General features: G+C 42.8%; 14 protein-coding genes. 4 read left to right on the forward strand and 10 right to left on the reverse strand.

The features are described 5' to 3' along the window. Positions 1 to 2,502, reverse strand: coding sequence for a DNA mismatch repair protein MutS (gene mutS, locus MNR06_RS03690; protein ID WP_243538676.1), 2,502 nt, complete (start codon positions 2,500 to 2,502; stop codon positions 1 to 3). A gap of 272 nt (positions 2,503 to 2,774) precedes the next feature. Between mutS and MNR06_RS03695 the strand changes: the two genes are divergently transcribed. Both MNR06_RS03695 and MNR06_RS03700 read left to right on the forward strand, forming a co-directional pair. Continuing rightward, positions 2,775 to 3,083 (forward strand): hypothetical protein, encoded by a 309-nt coding sequence (locus MNR06_RS03695; RefSeq protein ID WP_243538678.1) that lies wholly within the window; start codon positions 2,775 to 2,777, stop codon positions 3,081 to 3,083. 711 nt (positions 3,084 to 3,794) lie between these two features. Continuing rightward, on the forward strand, positions 3,795 to 4,784 hold the full coding sequence (locus MNR06_RS03700; protein WP_243538680.1) for an HNH endonuclease: 990 nt from the start codon (positions 3,795 to 3,797) through the stop codon (positions 4,782 to 4,784). 189 nt (positions 4,785 to 4,973) lie between these two features. Here the strand turns inward: MNR06_RS03700 and MNR06_RS03705 are convergent, their stop codons facing one another. The 9 genes from MNR06_RS03705 to MNR06_RS03745 all read right to left on the reverse strand — a co-directional run bounded on the left by MNR06_RS03705 (position 4,974) and on the right by MNR06_RS03745 (position 16,593). Further along, positions 4,974 to 6,257, reverse strand: coding sequence for a hypothetical protein (locus MNR06_RS03705; protein WP_243538682.1), 1,284 nt, complete (start codon positions 6,255 to 6,257; stop codon positions 4,974 to 4,976). Positions 6,258 to 6,270: 13 nt separating this feature from the next. Next, positions 6,271 to 7,680, reverse strand: a complete 1,410-nt coding sequence (locus MNR06_RS03710) for a hypothetical protein (RefSeq protein WP_243538683.1) — start codon at positions 7,678 to 7,680, stop codon at positions 6,271 to 6,273. A gap of 26 nt (positions 7,681 to 7,706) precedes the next feature. Then, complete coding sequence (locus tag MNR06_RS03715; protein WP_243538685.1) at positions 7,707 to 8,390, reverse strand: hypothetical protein; 684 nt, start codon at positions 8,388 to 8,390, stop codon at positions 7,707 to 7,709. Positions 8,391 to 8,393: 3 nt separating this feature from the next. Then, positions 8,394 to 10,265 carry a hypothetical protein gene (locus tag MNR06_RS03720; protein WP_243538693.1) on the reverse strand — a complete coding sequence of 624 codons (1,872 nt, stop codon included), beginning with the start codon at positions 10,263 to 10,265 and terminating at the stop codon, positions 8,394 to 8,396. Positions 10,266 to 10,544: 279 nt separating this feature from the next. After that, entirely contained in the window at positions 10,545 to 11,951 is a 1,407-nt protein-coding gene (mpl, locus tag MNR06_RS03725) for a UDP-N-acetylmuramate:L-alanyl-gamma-D-glutamyl-meso-diaminopimelate ligase (protein WP_243538694.1), read from the reverse strand. A gap of 64 nt (positions 11,952 to 12,015) precedes the next feature. Continuing rightward, positions 12,016 to 13,077, reverse strand: coding sequence for a serine hydrolase domain-containing protein (locus MNR06_RS03730; protein WP_243538695.1), 1,062 nt, complete (start codon positions 13,075 to 13,077; stop codon positions 12,016 to 12,018). Next, positions 13,077 to 14,009: a S66 peptidase family protein gene (locus MNR06_RS03735; protein WP_243538697.1), complete on the reverse strand. Its 933-nt coding sequence runs from the start codon at positions 14,007 to 14,009 to the stop codon at positions 13,077 to 13,079. The genes MNR06_RS03730 and MNR06_RS03735 overlap by 1 nt, the downstream gene beginning before the upstream one ends. Further along, positions 14,009 to 15,295, reverse strand: a complete 1,287-nt coding sequence (gene purB / locus MNR06_RS03740; RefSeq protein ID WP_243538699.1) for an adenylosuccinate lyase — start codon at positions 15,293 to 15,295, stop codon at positions 14,009 to 14,011. The genes MNR06_RS03735 and purB overlap by 1 nt, the downstream gene beginning before the upstream one ends. Then, complete coding sequence (locus MNR06_RS03745; RefSeq protein WP_243538701.1) at positions 15,292 to 16,593, reverse strand: hypothetical protein; 1,302 nt, start codon at positions 16,591 to 16,593, stop codon at positions 15,292 to 15,294. Before MNR06_RS03745 ends, purB begins: the two co-directional genes overlap by 4 nt. Before the next feature lie 173 nt (positions 16,594 to 16,766). Between MNR06_RS03745 and MNR06_RS03750 the strand changes: the two genes are divergently transcribed. Together MNR06_RS03750 and MNR06_RS03755 are read left to right on the forward strand one after the other, a co-directional pair. Continuing rightward, positions 16,767 to 17,336, forward strand: coding sequence for a glutathione peroxidase (locus MNR06_RS03750; protein ID WP_243538702.1), 570 nt, complete (start codon positions 16,767 to 16,769; stop codon positions 17,334 to 17,336). 155 nt (positions 17,337 to 17,491) lie between these two features. Continuing rightward, positions 17,492 to 18,265 (forward strand): outer membrane beta-barrel protein, encoded by a 774-nt coding sequence (locus MNR06_RS03755; protein WP_243538704.1) that lies wholly within the window; start codon positions 17,492 to 17,494, stop codon positions 18,263 to 18,265. The last annotated feature ends 30 nt before the right edge of the window (positions 18,266 to 18,295 follow it).

Below are 18,295 nucleotides of genomic sequence, written 5' to 3' on the forward strand. Positions count from 1 at the left end.
TTAAGCTTCCTGTCCTGTGCGAGCGACGATTTCTTTCCACTTCGCGATTTGATTCATGGCCTCTAGCGGGCTCATATTCATCAGCGGAAGTTTTTCAACTTCATCGATCAGGTTTTTCCAGTTTTCAGGCATTACTGGTGCAGCGACATCTGAATGGATTTCTTCCGTCTCAAAAGACAAACTATCCAGAAGTGATAACTGGCTGCTAGCTTGAACGCGTTTTGATTCAATATCGCGCAATAAGCTTTTCGCTCTCTTAGTCACAGACGCCGGAAGCCCCGCTAGTTCTGCCACTTGAACCCCGTAGGATTTTAAAGCAGGACCTTTAACAAGAGTGTGCAAGAAACGAATTTCGCCGTTTCTTTCTGCCACTGTCATGTGGGCATTGGTGATTTGACCAAAGCTTTGATCAAGCGATGTTAGCTCGTGATAGTGAGTCGCAAAGAACGTTAACGCTTTCACGTCACTTAAAAGATGCTCTAATATAGATTGCGCCAAACACATACCATCAAAGGTGCTCGTACCGCGACCAACTTCATCTAAGATCACTAGTGAATCTTTCGTCGCGTTTTTTAACATCGCAGACGTTTCAGTCATCTCAACCATGAAAGTTGAAAGTCCTTCTGACAACTGGTCACTAGCCCCAATTCTTGTGAAAATCGCATCAAAGATTGGCAGTGAAGCCTCATCACACGGAACATAAGAGCCCATTTGCGCAAGGATTGAAGTCAAAGCCACCTGACGCATTAATGTTGATTTACCGGCCATGTTCGGACCTGTTAGCAACAAACAAGAATGTTTACGAAGCTCGATGTCGTTTGCGACAAAATTCTTTTTAACTGTTTGTTCAACCACTGGGTGGCGGCTGGCTTTAAGCTTTAATGCGCCATCTTTACTGAAGGTTGGACGAACATATTTTTCTTCAAGACTTAACCATGCAAGGCTTGAGATCACATCAACTTCACTGCACTCGTGCGCAAGTTTTAAAAGATCAGGACATTGGCTTAGGATTTGTTTTCTTAAGGCTTCAAAGAATTCAAATTCAAGATCCGCGCGTTTTGTATTCGCGCTTAGAACTTTTCGTTCAAGCTCAACCAGTTCATCCGTGCAATAGCGTTCCGCATTCGTCAAAGTCTGTTTACGTTGATAGTGGGCAGGCGCTTTATCTTTATGAGTGTTCGTGATTTCGATGTAGTAACCGAAAACATTGTTATACCGAATCTTAAGACTAGAAATTCCGGTCTTTTCTTTTTCTTCAGCTTCCATGCGCGCCACTAACGCTTGGGAGTGAGTTGATAGTTCAATAAGCTCATCAAGCTCTGAAGAAATCCCTTGGCGGATCAGGTAACCTTGTTTTGTCGCTAAAGGCGGTTCTTCAACGATGGTGCGTTCGATTTTATAAGCAAGCTCTCTTAATGGTTCAAAGTTCGCCGTGGTTTTTGCGGCATTTACGAAAATCTCTAAAGCACTGACGCCCGCGTGGATACTACCAGCTAGCGCTAATAGATCTCGACCGTTGCACTGAGGTTGCGAGATTTTACCTAGACGACGTTCGATATCACCCATCTGGCCTAGGATTTGGCGTACGCGCTTTAATTCAAGCACGTGATTTCGCCAGAATTCGACAGAGTCTAAACGCTGCTCGATGGCTTTTTCATCTCTGAGTGGGAAGCTTAACCACTGTCTTAAAAGACGACTGCCTGCTGAGGTTTGCGTGCGGTTGATAGAATAGAAAAGACTGCCATGACCTTCACCCTTGTAAGTTGAAAACACTTCAAGGTGGCGCATGACCGTGCCCGAGATATCTAAGCGGTGTTCAAGATCTCTTTCAACAAACGGTGAAAGTGTCGCTAAGGACTCTTCACCAGAAAGCTGCTTAACATAAGATATAAGTCTAGCAGCGGAAAGTGGCGCTTCATTCTTTAGTAATGGATGAAGTGCATCGGCGTGATCTTCATGCAAGCTGATCAAAACGCCTGATACCGATTTTAGTAATGCTTCGTCATCTTGAGAAACAACGATCTCTGCCACGGGCAAGATTTGCACGAAGCGCAAAAGCTCTGTCGTGTTTTGGGATTTAAAAAAGAAAGCTTCCCCCGTCGTCGTGTCTAAGAAGCTGATCGACGAAGAATCAAGACTCACAAGATAGTGTGGCTTTGTTCCATCTAACGTATCAGAGTCATAAACCATTCCGGGAGTAAGCACGCGAGTCACTCCGCGCTTTACAATACCTTTAGCCATCTTTGGATCTTCAAGCTGATCACAGATAGCCACTTTAAAACCTGCAGCTAAAAGTTTGTTGATGGGTCCCGCGATACTGTGATGGGGAACTCCGCACATCGGAGTTTCGTCTTGGGATTTTTTATTTCTTTGAGTCAGAGCAATGCCAATGACCGGAGCTGCTTTTACAGCATCATCAAAGAACATTTCAAAAAAGTCCCCCATGCGGAAAAGAAGGATCTTATCTTGATGAACGGATTTAATATCCCAGAACTGTTTCATAAGCGGAGTTTGATTCGACATAGGGTCAAAAAGTTAGCGAACAACCTGGGGTATTTCACTCTAGAACGCACTGCATCCACGACCCTCGCGGGGAAGAATTTTTGAAGCTTTCGCTTTCAAACTTAGTTTTTTGTTTGCAATGGGCAAAATACATTATTTTTGGCCATTTTTTAGGCTCTTACATGACAAGTTTGGTAAACGACATCGCCGTTTTGACGAAAAGTAGTTTTGCTCACTAGCCTCCAGGCAAATCTTTTTTCGCGGAGGAAAAAATGAAAATCGCAATCGCAGTTTTGGGACTACTTGTATCAACAACGGCTTCAGCTAAGTGGGGTTTAGAGAGCTTTTACGGTAAAGTTCGTTACTCTGACGGACAATACCACTGTGTGTACACGAATGATGGTGGCACTAAAGATTTTAAATACGTTTACTTCCAAATGGAACGACGTGTGGGTAAGGAAAGAGAATTCTCTAAGCAAATCCGTATCGATGAAGTGGTAGAGTCTGGCGACACTATTTCAGCTCCATCGGGCTTGTCTATGCAGTATGTAGCTTCTTACTGCAAATTCCTGGCTAGATAGTTGATGAAACCCCTGAGTGATCGGGGGTTTTGTTTTTCCACCCTATCACTTCCTCTTTCTACTTTAATTTAATTCTTCCTTTCTTCCACTACCTCAACCGCTTGCTTTTCGCCCATCTCTGCTTTTCTACTTACTCCTACTTCATTTTTTTCTTATATTTTCCGCTCCTCTTTTATTGTCGTCTATTTTTCGTTTTCCACTCACAATCAATTACTGCTGATTCTCTTTCCTTTTCCTTTTCCTTTTCCTTTTCTCTTTCTTTTTTCTTACTCTTTAACTTACTTCATCATCATCTTTACTTTTTCGATTACTGTTCTAGTGTCGTATCTATTCTCACTACCAAGCAGAAAGTACTTACTTATAAATTCAGAATCAAAATTTGTGTTCCGATTTACTTTACTTTGGGACATCGATTGGTTTTGTAGACATCAAAAATATTTATTTATTGTCTTCGTTTACCACCGATTCGGTTACTCTGTATGTCATAACTAATTTGTCATTCATGAATTACTTGACGGGTTTTTTTAAGGTTTAACTTTCGCTAGATTCAATTTCGTATTCATTTTTTCTTTCAACAGTGAAACTGATCAATTTCTCTCTTCTGAGGCGAAGTGTGTGCGAATAAACCGATCCTACACCCATCGATCAGTCGTGATAAATTCATCAATTTAAAACCCATGATATACCTTTCTTAAATTCAGGGAGGTTTATATGAATCCACTTTCACGATTCACGAATGAAGAACTTGAAGCACGTTTAAAGGATCTTGTTCAAAAAGAGCGAAAGCTTTTGCATGTGATCATTGAGCATATTCGTGAAATCGATGGTCGAAGGATTTATCTCACTAAAGGTTATTCATCTATTTATGACTATCTCACTAAAGAGCTGGGATACTCTGGATCAGCTGCTATGAGAAGACTTGAAGCTGCTAGACTTCTTCGTGAAGTACCGCAAGTTGCTGAGCACCTTCAAGAGGGTACTTTAAACCTTTCACAAATCGGTGAACTTTCTAGAGCCATTAAGGAAAAGGAAAAATTGTCTGGAGAAAAGGTGTCTTCTTTCCAGAAGCAAGACCTCGTTGCTGCTGTTTTCGGAAAAACAGCCCAAGAGACACAATATGAAGTGGCGCGAATTTTTGATTTACCTTTGAAGGATTATGATACACAAAGACTTCAAAAAGATGAATCTGTGAGACTTGAATTCACGCTTACTAAGGAACAGCATGAGAAACTTCTTCGATGCAAGGATCTAGCAGCGCATATTCTTTTACAAGGAAATGGTTCTGTTTCATTAAATGAAGTCATAGAGTTTTTGGCTGATCAATATCTTGATGAGAAGTTTAAGAAACCTAAATCTTCACGTATCCCTCAACAAAAAAGCCTACATGAAGAAATCAAAAAATCAGTACGTCCTTCAGCGCAGAAATTAATGTCCAATCCTGCAATAATCACCACCGATTCGGTGGTAGAAAGAAAATCAATTACTCCAAAAATGCGAAAGCTCATTTTAGCGCGGGATAAATGTTGTCAGTACGTAAATAAAGATACGGGAGCTAAATGTCACAGCACCTTCGCACTTCAGATAGATCATAAAACTTCTAAATGGGCTGGTGGAATGAACACGATAGATAACTTACAGCTCCTGTGCTCCCAACATAACAGAATGAAATACAAACGCGAGGCAGGAATTGAATCTCGCTGACCGACAATTACACGCCCATGTTACGCTTGAAAGATGGCGATATTGGTAGATGAAGTATCTAGACCTGACCGATTTAGAAGCACCTAAGGGGTATATACTATTGGAATAAGTGTAGGATTGTCTTGGTTCAAAAAAGAATCCCCTGATTTTATTCAGGGGATTCTTTATATTTTGATTTTCAATTTCTATTTATTTCGGAGCCCCCGTTGAAACCCATTTTTCGACCACGGCTCTCATGGCTGAGCTCATCAGTCCATTTGTCGGCATCGGGCTTCCGGCATCGTTGATTCTCGTAAGAATCACACTCGCCTTCGCTTTCGCGGCATTGTAATTCGTTAAATCAAGACCCGCACGCGCACCAGCACCTGTGTGACAGCTTAAGCATTGCGACTTAAACACGCCCAGTTTAGGATCGTTTGATACCAGCTGCGTAAAGCTCACTGTCGCTGGAGTATTATCCACTGGAACTGTTTCAGTCGAAGTCGTACCGCACTTCGCAGTAGCATCCACTTTTTCAATTGAAGAGAACTGCAACGCAAACTTATCAGTCGCCTTGATTGAAGACAGAACCAACAACTGCGCATTACCCACTGGGGCTAAATTCACCGGCGTCCCAGCACAGATCACCGCATCGATATTGCGATAGACTGTCGCCGAATCTAAAAGTTTATCATTTACATAAAAGAACAAACCTTTTACGCGATATTTTTGTGTACCGGTCGTTAAAGACATAATAGGATTACGAACTGCATACCCAACTTGATTACCACTGACCATCGCCACTTGCGCTTCAATCTTGATAGACAAAGGAAATTTAGCAGCATTTGTCGGCATATCAGCCGCTGTACTCATATTCCAAGAAAGCGCACCCCAGTAAGCTGCATTGGCTTTATTTTCTAAGATCGCCGCATTGGTTTTATAACCGGTGACGACCGAATTATTCGCTACAGATCCGCCTTTACAATCAACCCAACTGTTTACAGCCGATTCCCACTCTGTTTTTAAAGACGAAATAGTGCCTGTATGGTGAGTGCCTGTGTAAGGGGGATTGTGGGCTGCACTCAACGCATTCGTTGAAATCAACTGATAACCTTTATCTTTAAACACTTGATAGGACATCAAAGAGTTCTTAGAAGCAAAACCCGGAGCTTCATGGTCACCATTATGACAGGAAGCGCAGTTGTTTTTTAAGAAGACATAATAACCAGAACCGAACTTTGCATAAAGTTGATCTTCACAAAGATCCCCGGTGCTTTGTTCCTCTGGGACTTCTTCTTCATCTTCATTTTCATCAGCGGATTTGTCGCCAGCATTCAGTTCGGCGTTTTGACTTAGCTCTTGCAAAGCCTTTTGGTCCATCTGAAAACCTTCACCTAATTGCTGACCACAGTTTTGAAAGGCTGTAATCAGAAGCAAGGCTCCGGCAATAATAGCTACAATTTTCCCCACATGCATTCGCTTGATTCGCTTCATTCGCTTCTTCCCCTTAAGCTACGTGAAGTTTCACTACTTTTTCAACGTCATCGGCTTGCAATGTTGCTGGAGCCAACTGTTTGAACATCCCCAATTTTTTATTCAAATTCAGATAATTTGCTAAGATCGCTGCCGCTACGTAGTCTGGGCGTGAACCAACAAGAGTTGTTGTATCCACACTTTGATCATTCAAATAGTGACCGATCTGAGTCCCGCTGGTTTTTAATTTTCCAGTCGGATCATAAGCAATAATAAACTGCACAGAAGAACTGTAATCACTCGACCAGATGCTAGTCGCAGACTCAGACACCTCTGAAGAACAAGCTCCATCCGTCGTAACCAGAATGAAAAGTGGCTTTTTCATACGGCTAGCAAGCTCAAGCATGCGACCAATTTGCACACCCGCTTGAAAGTCTTTTTGATCTGCCGCAGTTCTAATACCCGGAGCATGGTAATCGTAACCACCTAAAGTAATTCGACCATGGGAAACATTTCCTTTTAAGGCATTATAAACAACCCCCGCGGAAATCGCGTCAGCATTGTTAGCCGCCGTGGTTGACGTGATTTTATAAACTGCAGAGGCATTCGCATCAGTGCGTGGATCCACACCCGAAGCGCCACCGGCTGCGATAATATCACCTTGTTTTACACCGGCTTCTTCAAGAACTGTTTTAATACCGTCATCTTTGGCATTTAATTTTGCCACTTGGGTTTTTGTCATACGACCCACAAAGCGGCTTAAAAGATCTTTTTGTTTCTTATTTAAGATCCCATTGTTTGCTAGAACACTTGAATAGTTCAAAGCACCAAACATGGAATCAAGACTTGCTAATTCTAAAGTCGAATTAGGAGCACCGAAAACAGGTTTAATATTTTCGGCATTGGATCCTTGGTGAACTGTTGGCAAGATTTTACCTACTAAGCCCGCTTTTTCTAGTGGGCCAGATAAATCATAAAATGGGCGAAGTGCTGACTGACCCGCAGTGTCGTTAGCCGTGTTCGTACAAACGCCAATCAATTTTGATTTTGATAAAGCGTCAGCTGAAGCGACCGATTTAATCCCTTTATGCAATTGCGCTGTCGCTGCGAAATCAGCACCCAGTACTTTTTCTATTTGGAAACCCGCGCTTCCAAGACCTAATTTCGTGTAAGCACTAAGTAAATCACCACCTGCATTTTTAACCACGAAGTTACCGTGAAGGGCAGCTCCCCCGCTCAGACTTAAAGTCACAAACGGCATCATTGCTGCTTCTTCGGCAGCCATCGCGTTTTGCATCGTAAGAATAGATGTCACCGCACCGGGTACTGCCATACGTGCAGCAAAGGTGATGATGCCCGCCTCTAATAGCTCGCGGCGAGACAGGCGGAGGCTTGAGTGGTCTGTTTTTTCATCCAGGACTTTTTTTAGTTTATCGTTTTTCATTTTCCCCCCAATCCCTTTTTGCTACATCACAGAAGATATGATTCAGGCACTGATAACATTCCTGAACACATAAAAATGGCTAATTTATCTGACTCTGCTGCTTTCCCCATCGCTGCAGAATCTAAGGTACTAAAATACTCATCCACTGTTTCAGAGAACATGGTGATTTCTTCCTTTGAAGGTTTGCGCATCCAAAAGCGATCGACCATCAGAATATAAGTATTGATTGCACCCATTTTTCCGTAGGCTTTGGGACCTTGAGCAAAATCAATATATTTAAAAATATCCTTCGTGCCTTTTTTCTCTTTAGCAACGGCCTGTTTACAAACCACGGCTGCTAACGAAGTCATAGCGATAATAGAAGGTGAGTTAATAAGTTTGATATCGTTTTGCGGCACAAGTAAGTTACGACGATAATTGATCTCGTTATTTACTTCCGTCATATTGATATCAGCGCCTGATAGATTCAATAAAGACATCATTGATTCCAAAGTTTGTTTGGCATCCGTGGGTGCGCCTTCAATTGGATTTTCAGACTTTTGTGCCACTGTTCCTGAATCAGTTTGCTCTTCACCGCCACCATCGCCAAACGCCACTGGGTCTGAAGACGCAAAATCAGATTGCTGGGCACAGTTTTGAAAAGAAAGAGTGACGCATAAAAATGAGAATGTAATACCGATGAAGACACCGATTTTTTTAGTCGTGATCATGAATTACTCCCCATCCTTAATAAGGCCGCACACTGGATCCAGAGCGATCTCTTGATAAAGACCTTTTAAGTTATAATTCAAAGCTTCGAAACGATCACCCAGGCGAACCAAAGTCGTGTACTGTGTTGATTCAAGTTTCTTCATACAAACGCCTTCATAAACACGTTTTGCCATACACTGACTGAAACGACGCGAATCCGCCAACATGCGGCCGAAATCCTTCGGACCATTACCGCCATCCTTATTGGGACCACGCCAGCCAAAGAACGTAGCCTTGCTACCCAAAGTCGCATTGTTCACGAAGCTATCGCTTTTAACTACGAAACCGTAAGCGTAACTTCCTTTATTCATTTTCGTCGCAACACCTGTGTCTGAATCAAACACGTTACGTGGGTAAAGCTTTAGTTGTTCTTTCGCTTCGAGGTAGGGACGAATGTAGTTGTTATTCGTTTGGCGATTGCGATTCACTAACTTACCCTGAAGTTTGTCAATATCCGCCTGTGATACACCTTTAGCAGCCATCGATTCACCATAGTAAGCGTAAAGAACTGACATATCTTTTTTAGAGTCCAAGTTACACTGTAAGAAACGTTGCTCTTGAACTTCGGCAGTGATTGCCGTGTTACCCAAATGGTCTAAGCACGTTTTTACGTAATTTGTTCTGTAAGTTGCATCATTGCGGTTCGTTCTAAAGTCAGCAAGTGCCGCTGCTTTTTTAACGCGATATTCAGCAATCAAAGACGTCACAATCTTTGGATCGCGGATTTGAATCAAAGCCGCATCTAGTGTGTTTTTAGCGTTAACAGCCGTTTGCCCACGCATAATCAAATAATCATAACGAGTTTTATACCAGATCGAGTTTTCTTGGTTAGTCTCTAGGTCTGGAATGATGGAAGCTGTTGTCGGATTCACGACATCCGCAAGGTACTTGTTATAAGCTGCTGCGATATCATTATCTTTAAAGAAATCACCATGCATCACAGAGTAAACGCCCGTTGCGCCTGAGTTTGTGAAGTTGGCATAATCCATCTTCGCAAAGGCACCCCGCATACCATCCATTACCGAGTGGCAGCTCTTACAAGAAGTAAGATATTTATTATAATCACCAGCTGGGAAACGTTCAACGTCGCGACCTACATATTGGTCAGAAGCGCTTGAATCCGCAGCTTCCGCCATGGAAACACAAAGAAATTGTTTTAATGAAAATTCAACCGCACGACGGTTGGTACCGCCTCCCAACGCTCTTTCAGCAAAGGTGCGAGTCGAAAGAACACCCGCTGGTTCTGGATTGTTCGCTAAAGTCATTAGCGGATAAGATTTGTCTTTTTGGTTGTACGGGGTATCCACCGAGCTAACAACCATCTGCTGGCGAGGCTTATGAACCAACGCTTTCGTTAAATCCATGTACGTCGTTTCAGCAGGAACGAAGTGGCTTTGATTGTAATGACGAGTTCTTAAGTCATCTTGGTTTGTAACGCCATTGAGTTCATAGAAATAATCAGCAGTGAGAATGTCGCGGAAGTCTTTGTTATCGCGAACGACACCCACGATAAGTGCTGCAAAATCACTGAAGCCTACCTTCACTGATTCGTCTTTGTTTGAAAGACGCAAAGCCAAGTTTTTAACCTGCACGTTAAGGAAATCCGGCAAAGTCGTGACATAGCGAGCCGCCTCAAGCTTTTTACCTTCAGCTAAAAGATCAGCGACCTTTTTTAATTCGGGTTTGCTTGAATTGACTTTCACGCCAGTAAGGCGCTCATAAAGTTTCTTAGCGTTACGCATATCTGTTTCAGATGCGGCTTGCGCACTTACACAAGCAAACGCTAAAGAGACTACAATCAAGTAAGGGCGTAAACCCAGCTTGTTGCCATTCATATTTTCATTCCCCCAAGTCATTACATTATCGACCAAATCTGGCGTTTATGTGACTGTCAGAAACCTGACGAAGAGGAATTTTCAAGAGGCAAAATGCGGCTTTTGTTTTTACTTGAGACAGTATTTAAAAGCACTTTTAGCTAAGTAGTTGAAGACTGGTAAAAACTTGTTTCAAGAAGAGACGAAACACCTTGCAACTAAACGAAAACAAAGTGTTCCGGTTCTGAAAATAAATTGAAAATCAGATGATTTCTGCTTCAGAGTGAAACAAAAATCCGCTTAAGCAAGCGCGTTCATAAGTTTGACATAGATCCCATCGAAGCCACCGTTGCTCATGATAAGAATCACATCTCCCCTTTTAGCGCGGGATTTAAGAGCAGAAACTATCTGATCAGCGGAATCAAAATCCTCTGCAGTCACTCCACTTTCGCGCAAATCTGCAACAAGCTCATGGGAAGAAAAACGATTTTCTTCATCAATCTTAGATTGATCAAAAGCTTTTGCCAAAAGGACCTCGTGGGAGCCTTTAAATGCCTCTACGTAATCTTTTTGAAATACCTTACGACGAGATGTCGCGCTTCTTGGCTCAAACACAGAAAACACTTTGCGGTTTGGATATTTTTTCTGAATACCTTTCACTGTTTCCCTTACTGCCGTTGGATGATGGGCGAAATCTTCAATCACCAAAATGCCGTTTGGCTCCCCTAGAATTTCTTGACGGCGTTTGACTCCTTCAAAACTTTCTAAGGCTTTTTTGATATTGCTTTCAGAAAATCCCAGACATTTTGAAAGTCCAATAACAGCTGTAGCGTTTAGGATGTTGTAGTCCCCCGTTAATGAAACAAGGTAAGGCCCTAAAACTTCGCCACCGTGACGAACTTGGAAATTCACACCCTTTTCATCTTGGCTTAGAATTTCAGCTTGGAAGTCACCTTTACCAATACCGTAGCTGTAGGAATTCTTACAGCGAGCTAGCTTTCTTAATTCCATCACATTGGCATCATCGGCACAGGCTAATAAAGTTCCGTTTTCAGGAATAAGATGCATAAGCTTAGCAAAAGAATCTTTCACTGCTTGCAAGTCTTTATAAATATCCGCGTGATCAAATTCAACAGACGTTAAAATAACGTGCTTTGGTTTATAGTGAACAAACTTAGGAACTTTATCGAAGTAAGCCGTATCATACTCATCACCTTCGATAACAAAATAGTTTCCTTCAGGATTTTTAAAGGACTGAGAAAAGTTTTTCGCAATCCCGCCAATCAGAAAGCCTGGTTTTACCCCTTGAACTTCCGCCACCCAAGACATCATCGATGTTGTCGTTGTTTTGCCGTGGGTTCCAGAGATCACAACGCTTTCACGATTCTGGATGATGAACTCACCCATGGCTTTCGGTAGTGAAGTAAATGGAATGCCCAAGCGATTCAACTCTTGCGCTTCTTCGTTGTTTGCAGAAATCACGTTCCCCACAATGACGAAGTCTGGTTTTGGATGAAGGTTTTCGGCTTTATAGCCTTTCATGATGTTGATTCCCAAACTTTCAAGTTGAGTCGACATCGGTGGATAAGGATTCAAATCACTTCCAGTGATCTTAAATCCACGATCTTTTAGTAAACCCGCTAAAGACGCCATCGCCGTCCCGCAAATTCCCATCAGATGAATGTGGCTTCCTGCTTTTAATTCCATTTAAAGGTTTCCTTTTACTTTATTGAATGTTTCTTACACTGCTTCAGCCAGGGGCGCCTTCGCCTTAAACACCGGATCTGCGATAATTTTCGACGATCCAGTTGTGGATTTCAGGGCGTAATTTGCTGAAGGCTTTGTTGTCAGAGCCATAAAGCACGCGATTAGATAGAATGATCACGCTTAAATCCATTTTCGGGTCATACCACATCGAAGTCCCCGTGAATCCCGTGTGACCGATCGAATCCAAACTAAAATAAGTTCCGCAGCTTGCTGAACCTGGAGTTGGCATCATGTATCCCATTGCCCAATCGCCTTTACCTTCTGGCAAAGCACGTTTAGCAAAAAGTTGGGCCGTCTTTTGACGAATCGAATATCTTGCAATCCCCATTAAATGAGAACGCAAGTGAAGCGAGAACCAACCCACATCATCGATACTTCCAAAAAGTCCAGCATGGGCAGAAACACCACCTAGGCTCCACGCATTTAAATCATGGACTTCACCTTGGATCAGCTTTTTACGAACGGGGCACTCTTCTGTCGGAGCATAAAGTCCGGCGCGCGTTGTAAAGGTGTTGTCAGGGTGAAATTCTAAAGTCGTTCCTAGGTAGAATTTATTTTTAATATCTTCCCAGACTTGCAAAAGCGGCTTATCAAAAAGTTTTTCTAAGATAAAGCCAAGACACCAAAAGCCCACGTCTGAATAAATAGCCTGATCCTGTTTATCTACTTTTACTTTTTTAAGAATCTCTTTAAGCTGCTCAAATTTCTTTTCACGAGAAAGCTCTGGCTTGATTTCTTGGTAAATCGGCAACCACCAAGGAACACCAGAACTGTGTGTCAGTAGCTCAGTCACTTTAGTTGTTTCTTCCGGAAACCACGGAATTAAATCTTTAACTTTCGTTTCAAAATTCCACTTCCCTTGTTCAAACGCCCACAGCATCCCTTGCACCGCAAAGATGACTTTCGTCAGACTGGCTAAATCATAATAGGCATAGGTGTTACCCACAGCGACGTCACAGATGATACGACCACCCTGATAGGCACGAACCATCACACCTGGAGTCGTATCACGAATATTTTCTTCAAGCTGTTTGATTAGATTTTTTTCTAACACTGAAAATTTCATTACTTGCGTCCTCCGGTTTCAATAACCAAACGAGCTTTGCCCTTTTCTAAGGTCAACTCGCAGGAAGTATTAAAGGGTACAGGTCTTTGTACGACGGCGTGTCCTGCTTCTAGACCCTGGTACATGGGAATATTCAAATCCTGGGCCCAACGTTTAAATACTAAGTTAAAATTATTCTTTTGCGTTGATGGTTCTTCCCCACCAATAAAATCGCCTAAAATTAGCCCCTGACATCTTTTAAACAAACCCGCTTGGCGGAACTGTTCAAACATTCTGTCGATGCGATATCCGCGCTCGCCAAGGTCTTCTACGAAGAGCAAAGACTTATCCGTCTTAATTTGCCATGGAGTTCCCAAAGTCGACTGCAGAACCGTGAGATTTCCCCCGACAATTTTGGATTGAATCTTCCCCGTCTTTTTTGCGGCGTCATTTAAAGGTTTTAACTTTTTAAATTCGATTTGGTCTTGTTTGCCAAAAAGAATGTTGTGAAGTTCCTTTTCATATTTCGGCGCTACTAAGTTTCGGCCTAAACGATCTAACAAGGGCGCATGCAATGTGGACCAACCCCACTCTTGAATAAAGAACGTATGAAGTGAGGTGATATCGCTAATACCGATAACAAGCTTCGGAGCTTTTGGCTTTTTTAGTTTCGCAAGCATCGGCACAAGACGATTGCTGCCGTAACCACCACGCAAGCACCAGATCACATGGGAATCTTTGGACTCAATAGCGGCCCTTAAAAATCCAAAACGGTCTTCATCTTCATGGGCATGCAAAAAATGCGGTTTAATAAGTCCCGGCGGAATACGACCTTGTAAATTCCATTTTTTTAGAAAATTTGCAGCACCTTCGACTTCATGGGCTTGCGATGGATAACCTGGGGCTACCACATCAATCACATCGCCTTCTTTTAAAAACTTCCAATCAGCCACTATTGCACTCGTTTGATAATATCTTTAATGGATTTCTTATGTTTTTTGCCGGTGAAGATTTCGTCAATCTCTTTCGGCTTTAAAAGCTTACGCACTTCTGGATCCTGATTTAATTTTTCGCGCAAGTGTTCGCCATAACCCAATGAATGACAAAGTCTTTGCACCAAAGCGTAAGCCTCTTCGCGAATCATGCCTTTTTGAATCAACGCAAGTAAAACATGGGAACTAAAAATCTGACCTTGCGAACTATCGATATTGTCTTGCATGCGCTTTTTATTCACATCCAGACCTTCAAGCAAGATCATCATGCGGTTGCAGGCATAATCAGCAACAATAAAGGCGTCTGGAAAAACCACCCGTTCCACAGAAGAATGGCTAATGTCACGCTCATGCCATAGGGCCACGTTTTCTAACCCCGCAATAGCATAGCTTCTTAACAGGCGAGAAAGCCCTGTGATGTTTTCAGCACTGATTGGATTTTTCTTATGGGGCATTGCCGAAGACCCCTTTTGCCCCTTGGTGAAGCCCTCTGTCACTTCAGCCACATCACTTCTTTGTAAATGACGAAGTTCAACTGCCAAGCGCTCTAATCCAGTTCCCAGCATTGCCAGAGCATTTAACATCTCAGCATGTCGATCCCGAGGAATTACTTGAGTCGCAATCGTTTCAATTTTTAGCTTTAATCTTTTTGCGACGGCAGCTTCCACCTTCGGTGATTGGCTTGAATATGTTCCAACCGCTCCACTGAGTTTACATACGTTCATAGTATCAAGAGCAGCTCTTACACGTTTAGCATTACGTTCTGTTTCAGCTAAGAAACCCGCCATCTTAAAACCAAATGTCGTAGGCTCTGCGAACATGCCGTGGGTACGACCTGCGCACAAAGTTTCTGCGTGTTTGTTAGCCAATGATTTTAAAGCTTTTTCTAACCCGGCGATAGAGCGCATTAGCACTTCACCGGCTTCACGCACCTGCAGACTAAACGCCGTATCTAAAACATCTGAAGATGTCATGCCGTAGTGAATGTATTTTCCGTGCGGACCGACGTTTTCAGCCAGGTTTGAAACAAAGGCAATGACATCATGCTTAGTCTCTTTTTCGATTTCGCTGATTCTTTTAACACTGAATCGTGATTTTTGTGCGATGGCCTTTGCTGCCGCTTTAGGAATAATTCCCATTTGAGCTTGCACAGCGGCCACAGCAATTTCCACTTCCATCATTTTTCCAAAGCGATGGTCTGAATGCCATAAAAGGCCCATTTCCGGGCGAGTGTATCTTTCGATCACGAAACGTGTTCCTTTCGTTTTTCTTTTTGCTCTTTAAGAAGCTTTTCTTTCCACCATACAGTGAGTTTATTTAAAATCATTTCATCGCGTTCAAAGTACGCGGTCCACGCATAGTGAGGCCATACTTCAGGATTGCTCAGGTGCAAGTTTTTATATTGTGCTTGCCCGCGACGAGACCCGTGTTTATCTGAAAACACCGGGAAACGAGTCGCACCCAATTGCGAGTAAGTATAATAATATTCCTGCGGGAAGCTTAAGACCTGGGGATCCGTTAAAGCCATTCTTTGGCTTAAATAATTCTTCATGCGCTGACTGCGCGAAGTTAAGTAATCTTTGTTGAATCGCTGCACCGTTGGCAGTCGCATCCACACATCAAACTGATCAGGCAAAGAAGTGCGCTGAAGGACCATCAGATTTTCGTGGGTCCAAGGCGAATTCATATCCTCAATCACCAACGTATGGGCTGGCAAACGATCGCGCTCAAAACTTTCTTTTAAGCCGACACGGTAACGAACCCAAGACCATTCAGGTTCAATAGCACCTTCGGGGAAAAAGTATTTTCCTAAACGCTCATTTAAAAAATAAGTCTCTTCACTAGAAAGCATCCACACAATTTGCTCTAGACGGAACAAACCTTGTTTCTGGCCTGAAAGCTCTAAACCGGTGATGGTCTTTTTTGAACCAAACGACACGTCCATGATTTGCTGGGGACGAATGATATCGACACCTTTGGTTTGCAACCACTCTAAAGATTTTTCTAGGCCGTTGCGAGTTGCCTGACGAGTTAAAAAGTTAGAAAAGACCGGCAAAGCCTCACCCGCCTGCGCCGACCAAGCATTGGCTTGATAAGTGGTCGCAGCAAACTGATGGGCAAGATGAAGCAACCATGACTGATCAAATTCTAAGGAGTCGATATTGCGATAAAGGGCACGACGGGCTTTCCCACTGACAGCCCCCGCCAGATGTTCTTTCACCTGGGAATCAAGGTTCGCTTTTTCTATTTTAAATTTAGTCAAAGGACCTTTGCACTCGAAGGGACCGTCTTTCATCCACAGGGTAAAACCATTCGGAAGTTCTTCAAAAGGGTCATCGGAATACAAACGTTCCAAATGGGATTCAGAAATTTTTTCGTTACGAAAAAAGCCAAAGGGACCTTCGACATCTTCTGTGGGCCACACACCAAGTTTTGATGAGACATCCACCAACGTCGTTTTGATTCCTTCATTTGCTAATGCTGCCGCCAACCAATGGCCTCGGCCAAAAGCAGAAATCAAAATCAATGGACTTCCCAACTCCATGGTTTTTGGGCTCCTTCTTTTTGTTTGAAAATATCTTCTAAACGGTCTTAATGATTAGAAAATCAGGCTTCCTTAAAGTCAAAGGCGCGCGCTGCATCTAAATATTATCAAATCCCTTTTTCTTGTCCTTTAGGACGAGGACTCTTAGACTTTAAACCGCTTGGGAGGAACCTATGCGCCACTTCATCTTTTTCATTCTTATTTTTGCTTCAACCCTGGTTTACGGGAAAGATGCTTCACCCAATGAGAAACCAGAAAATTTCTTTGAGCTTTCCGCAAATTCCCTGACTGGAAAGAAGATCAATTTTTCCACTTATCGGGGAAAAGTGGTGTTGGTTGTTAACACAGCCTCCCAATGTGGATTCACGCCACAGCTTAAAGGCCTTGAAGAGATGTACAAAAAATACGCATCCCGCGGATTCATCGTCTTAGGATTTCCATCTAACGACTTTAAGCAAGAAAAAGGCGACAACACCGAGGTTCAAAAGTTTGCCGAAAAAGAATTCGGCGTGACTTTTCCTTTGTTTGATAAACTTCCGGTCAGCGGCAAAGACAAACAACCCGTTTATCAATTTCTGACGGAAAAAAAGCCAGGCTTGTTATTCAAGGATGTCAGCTGGAATTTTGAAAAGTTCCTAGTGAACCGCAAAGGGGAAGTCATTGAACGCTGGAGTTCCATCACCAAGCCTTCTTCTAGCAGTATCATCAATGCCGTCGAAAAAGCCCTTGAAGAACCCTTGTAGGTAAAAGCATTTTAAATTTTTTGTTTCAAGTTGAGACAAACCTTAAGACCTAGCCTGGGTTTTCATACTTTTTTTTGAAGTTTTGCCCCGATTTATTCGATAATAAATAAAGGGAAGTGGCCTTTTTTGGAGGTGGCTTTCCTAAGGGGGAACTTGTGAAAACCGCTATTCATTTCGGCACTGCCGCACTTGTGCTGCTTTTTGGCCTGACCATTTCTAATCATGCCCAAGCACAGTCGGATCATAAATCATATCTTTTAGCGCAAGTCGATCCCGATGAAGCCTATGACCCCTTTACTGACTACAGTGAATTCGATGAAGAATCTGATGAAGAAGCGGATATCAACTTTTTCCGTAACGGTAGATTCTTTACGATCGGTCTTGCTGGCGGTACCCGCGGTTTTTCAGGAAACATGGCAGATACCTATGAAGCAGCCCCTACCTTCGGAATTTTCTTAAGCTATTTCTTTGATCTTCGTTTAGCGATGAGCCTTGGCTTCCAAACAGGTGACCATGCCGTGCGCTTTACGACAAATGATGAAAGTGTTACTTACACTGGGAACGTGTCAATCAGCTCTATTAACTTTGACTTAAAGTATTACTTGAATACTCAAAACGTAACCCGTGGTCTTGCTGATCTTAATCCTTATATCTTAGGCGGCCTTGGTCAGTTCTATCGCACTTACACTATTGCGGGTCTAGATGGATTCAGCCGTGACTCTGCTATGGGTGTCGACATCGGTGCAGGTTTAGAAATTCCATTGATGCGTAAAAAAGCTTATCTTGGAATTCAAGGTGCTTACCACTATGTGAACTTTAGCGATGAAAATAAGAACTTCATCCCTTCAGGCGGTGGTACAGAAAAACTTGATAAAAATATAACCGGGGACTTTTTCTCGTTCCTGGCGATCATCGGAATGAACTTCTAATAGAAAAGCCCACGAAAGTGGGCTTTTTAG

The organism is Bdellovibrio reynosensis, from assembly GCF_022814725.1.
GTDB classification, from domain to species: Bacteria; Bdellovibrionota; Bdellovibrionia; order Bdellovibrionales; family Bdellovibrionaceae; genus Bdellovibrio; species Bdellovibrio reynosensis.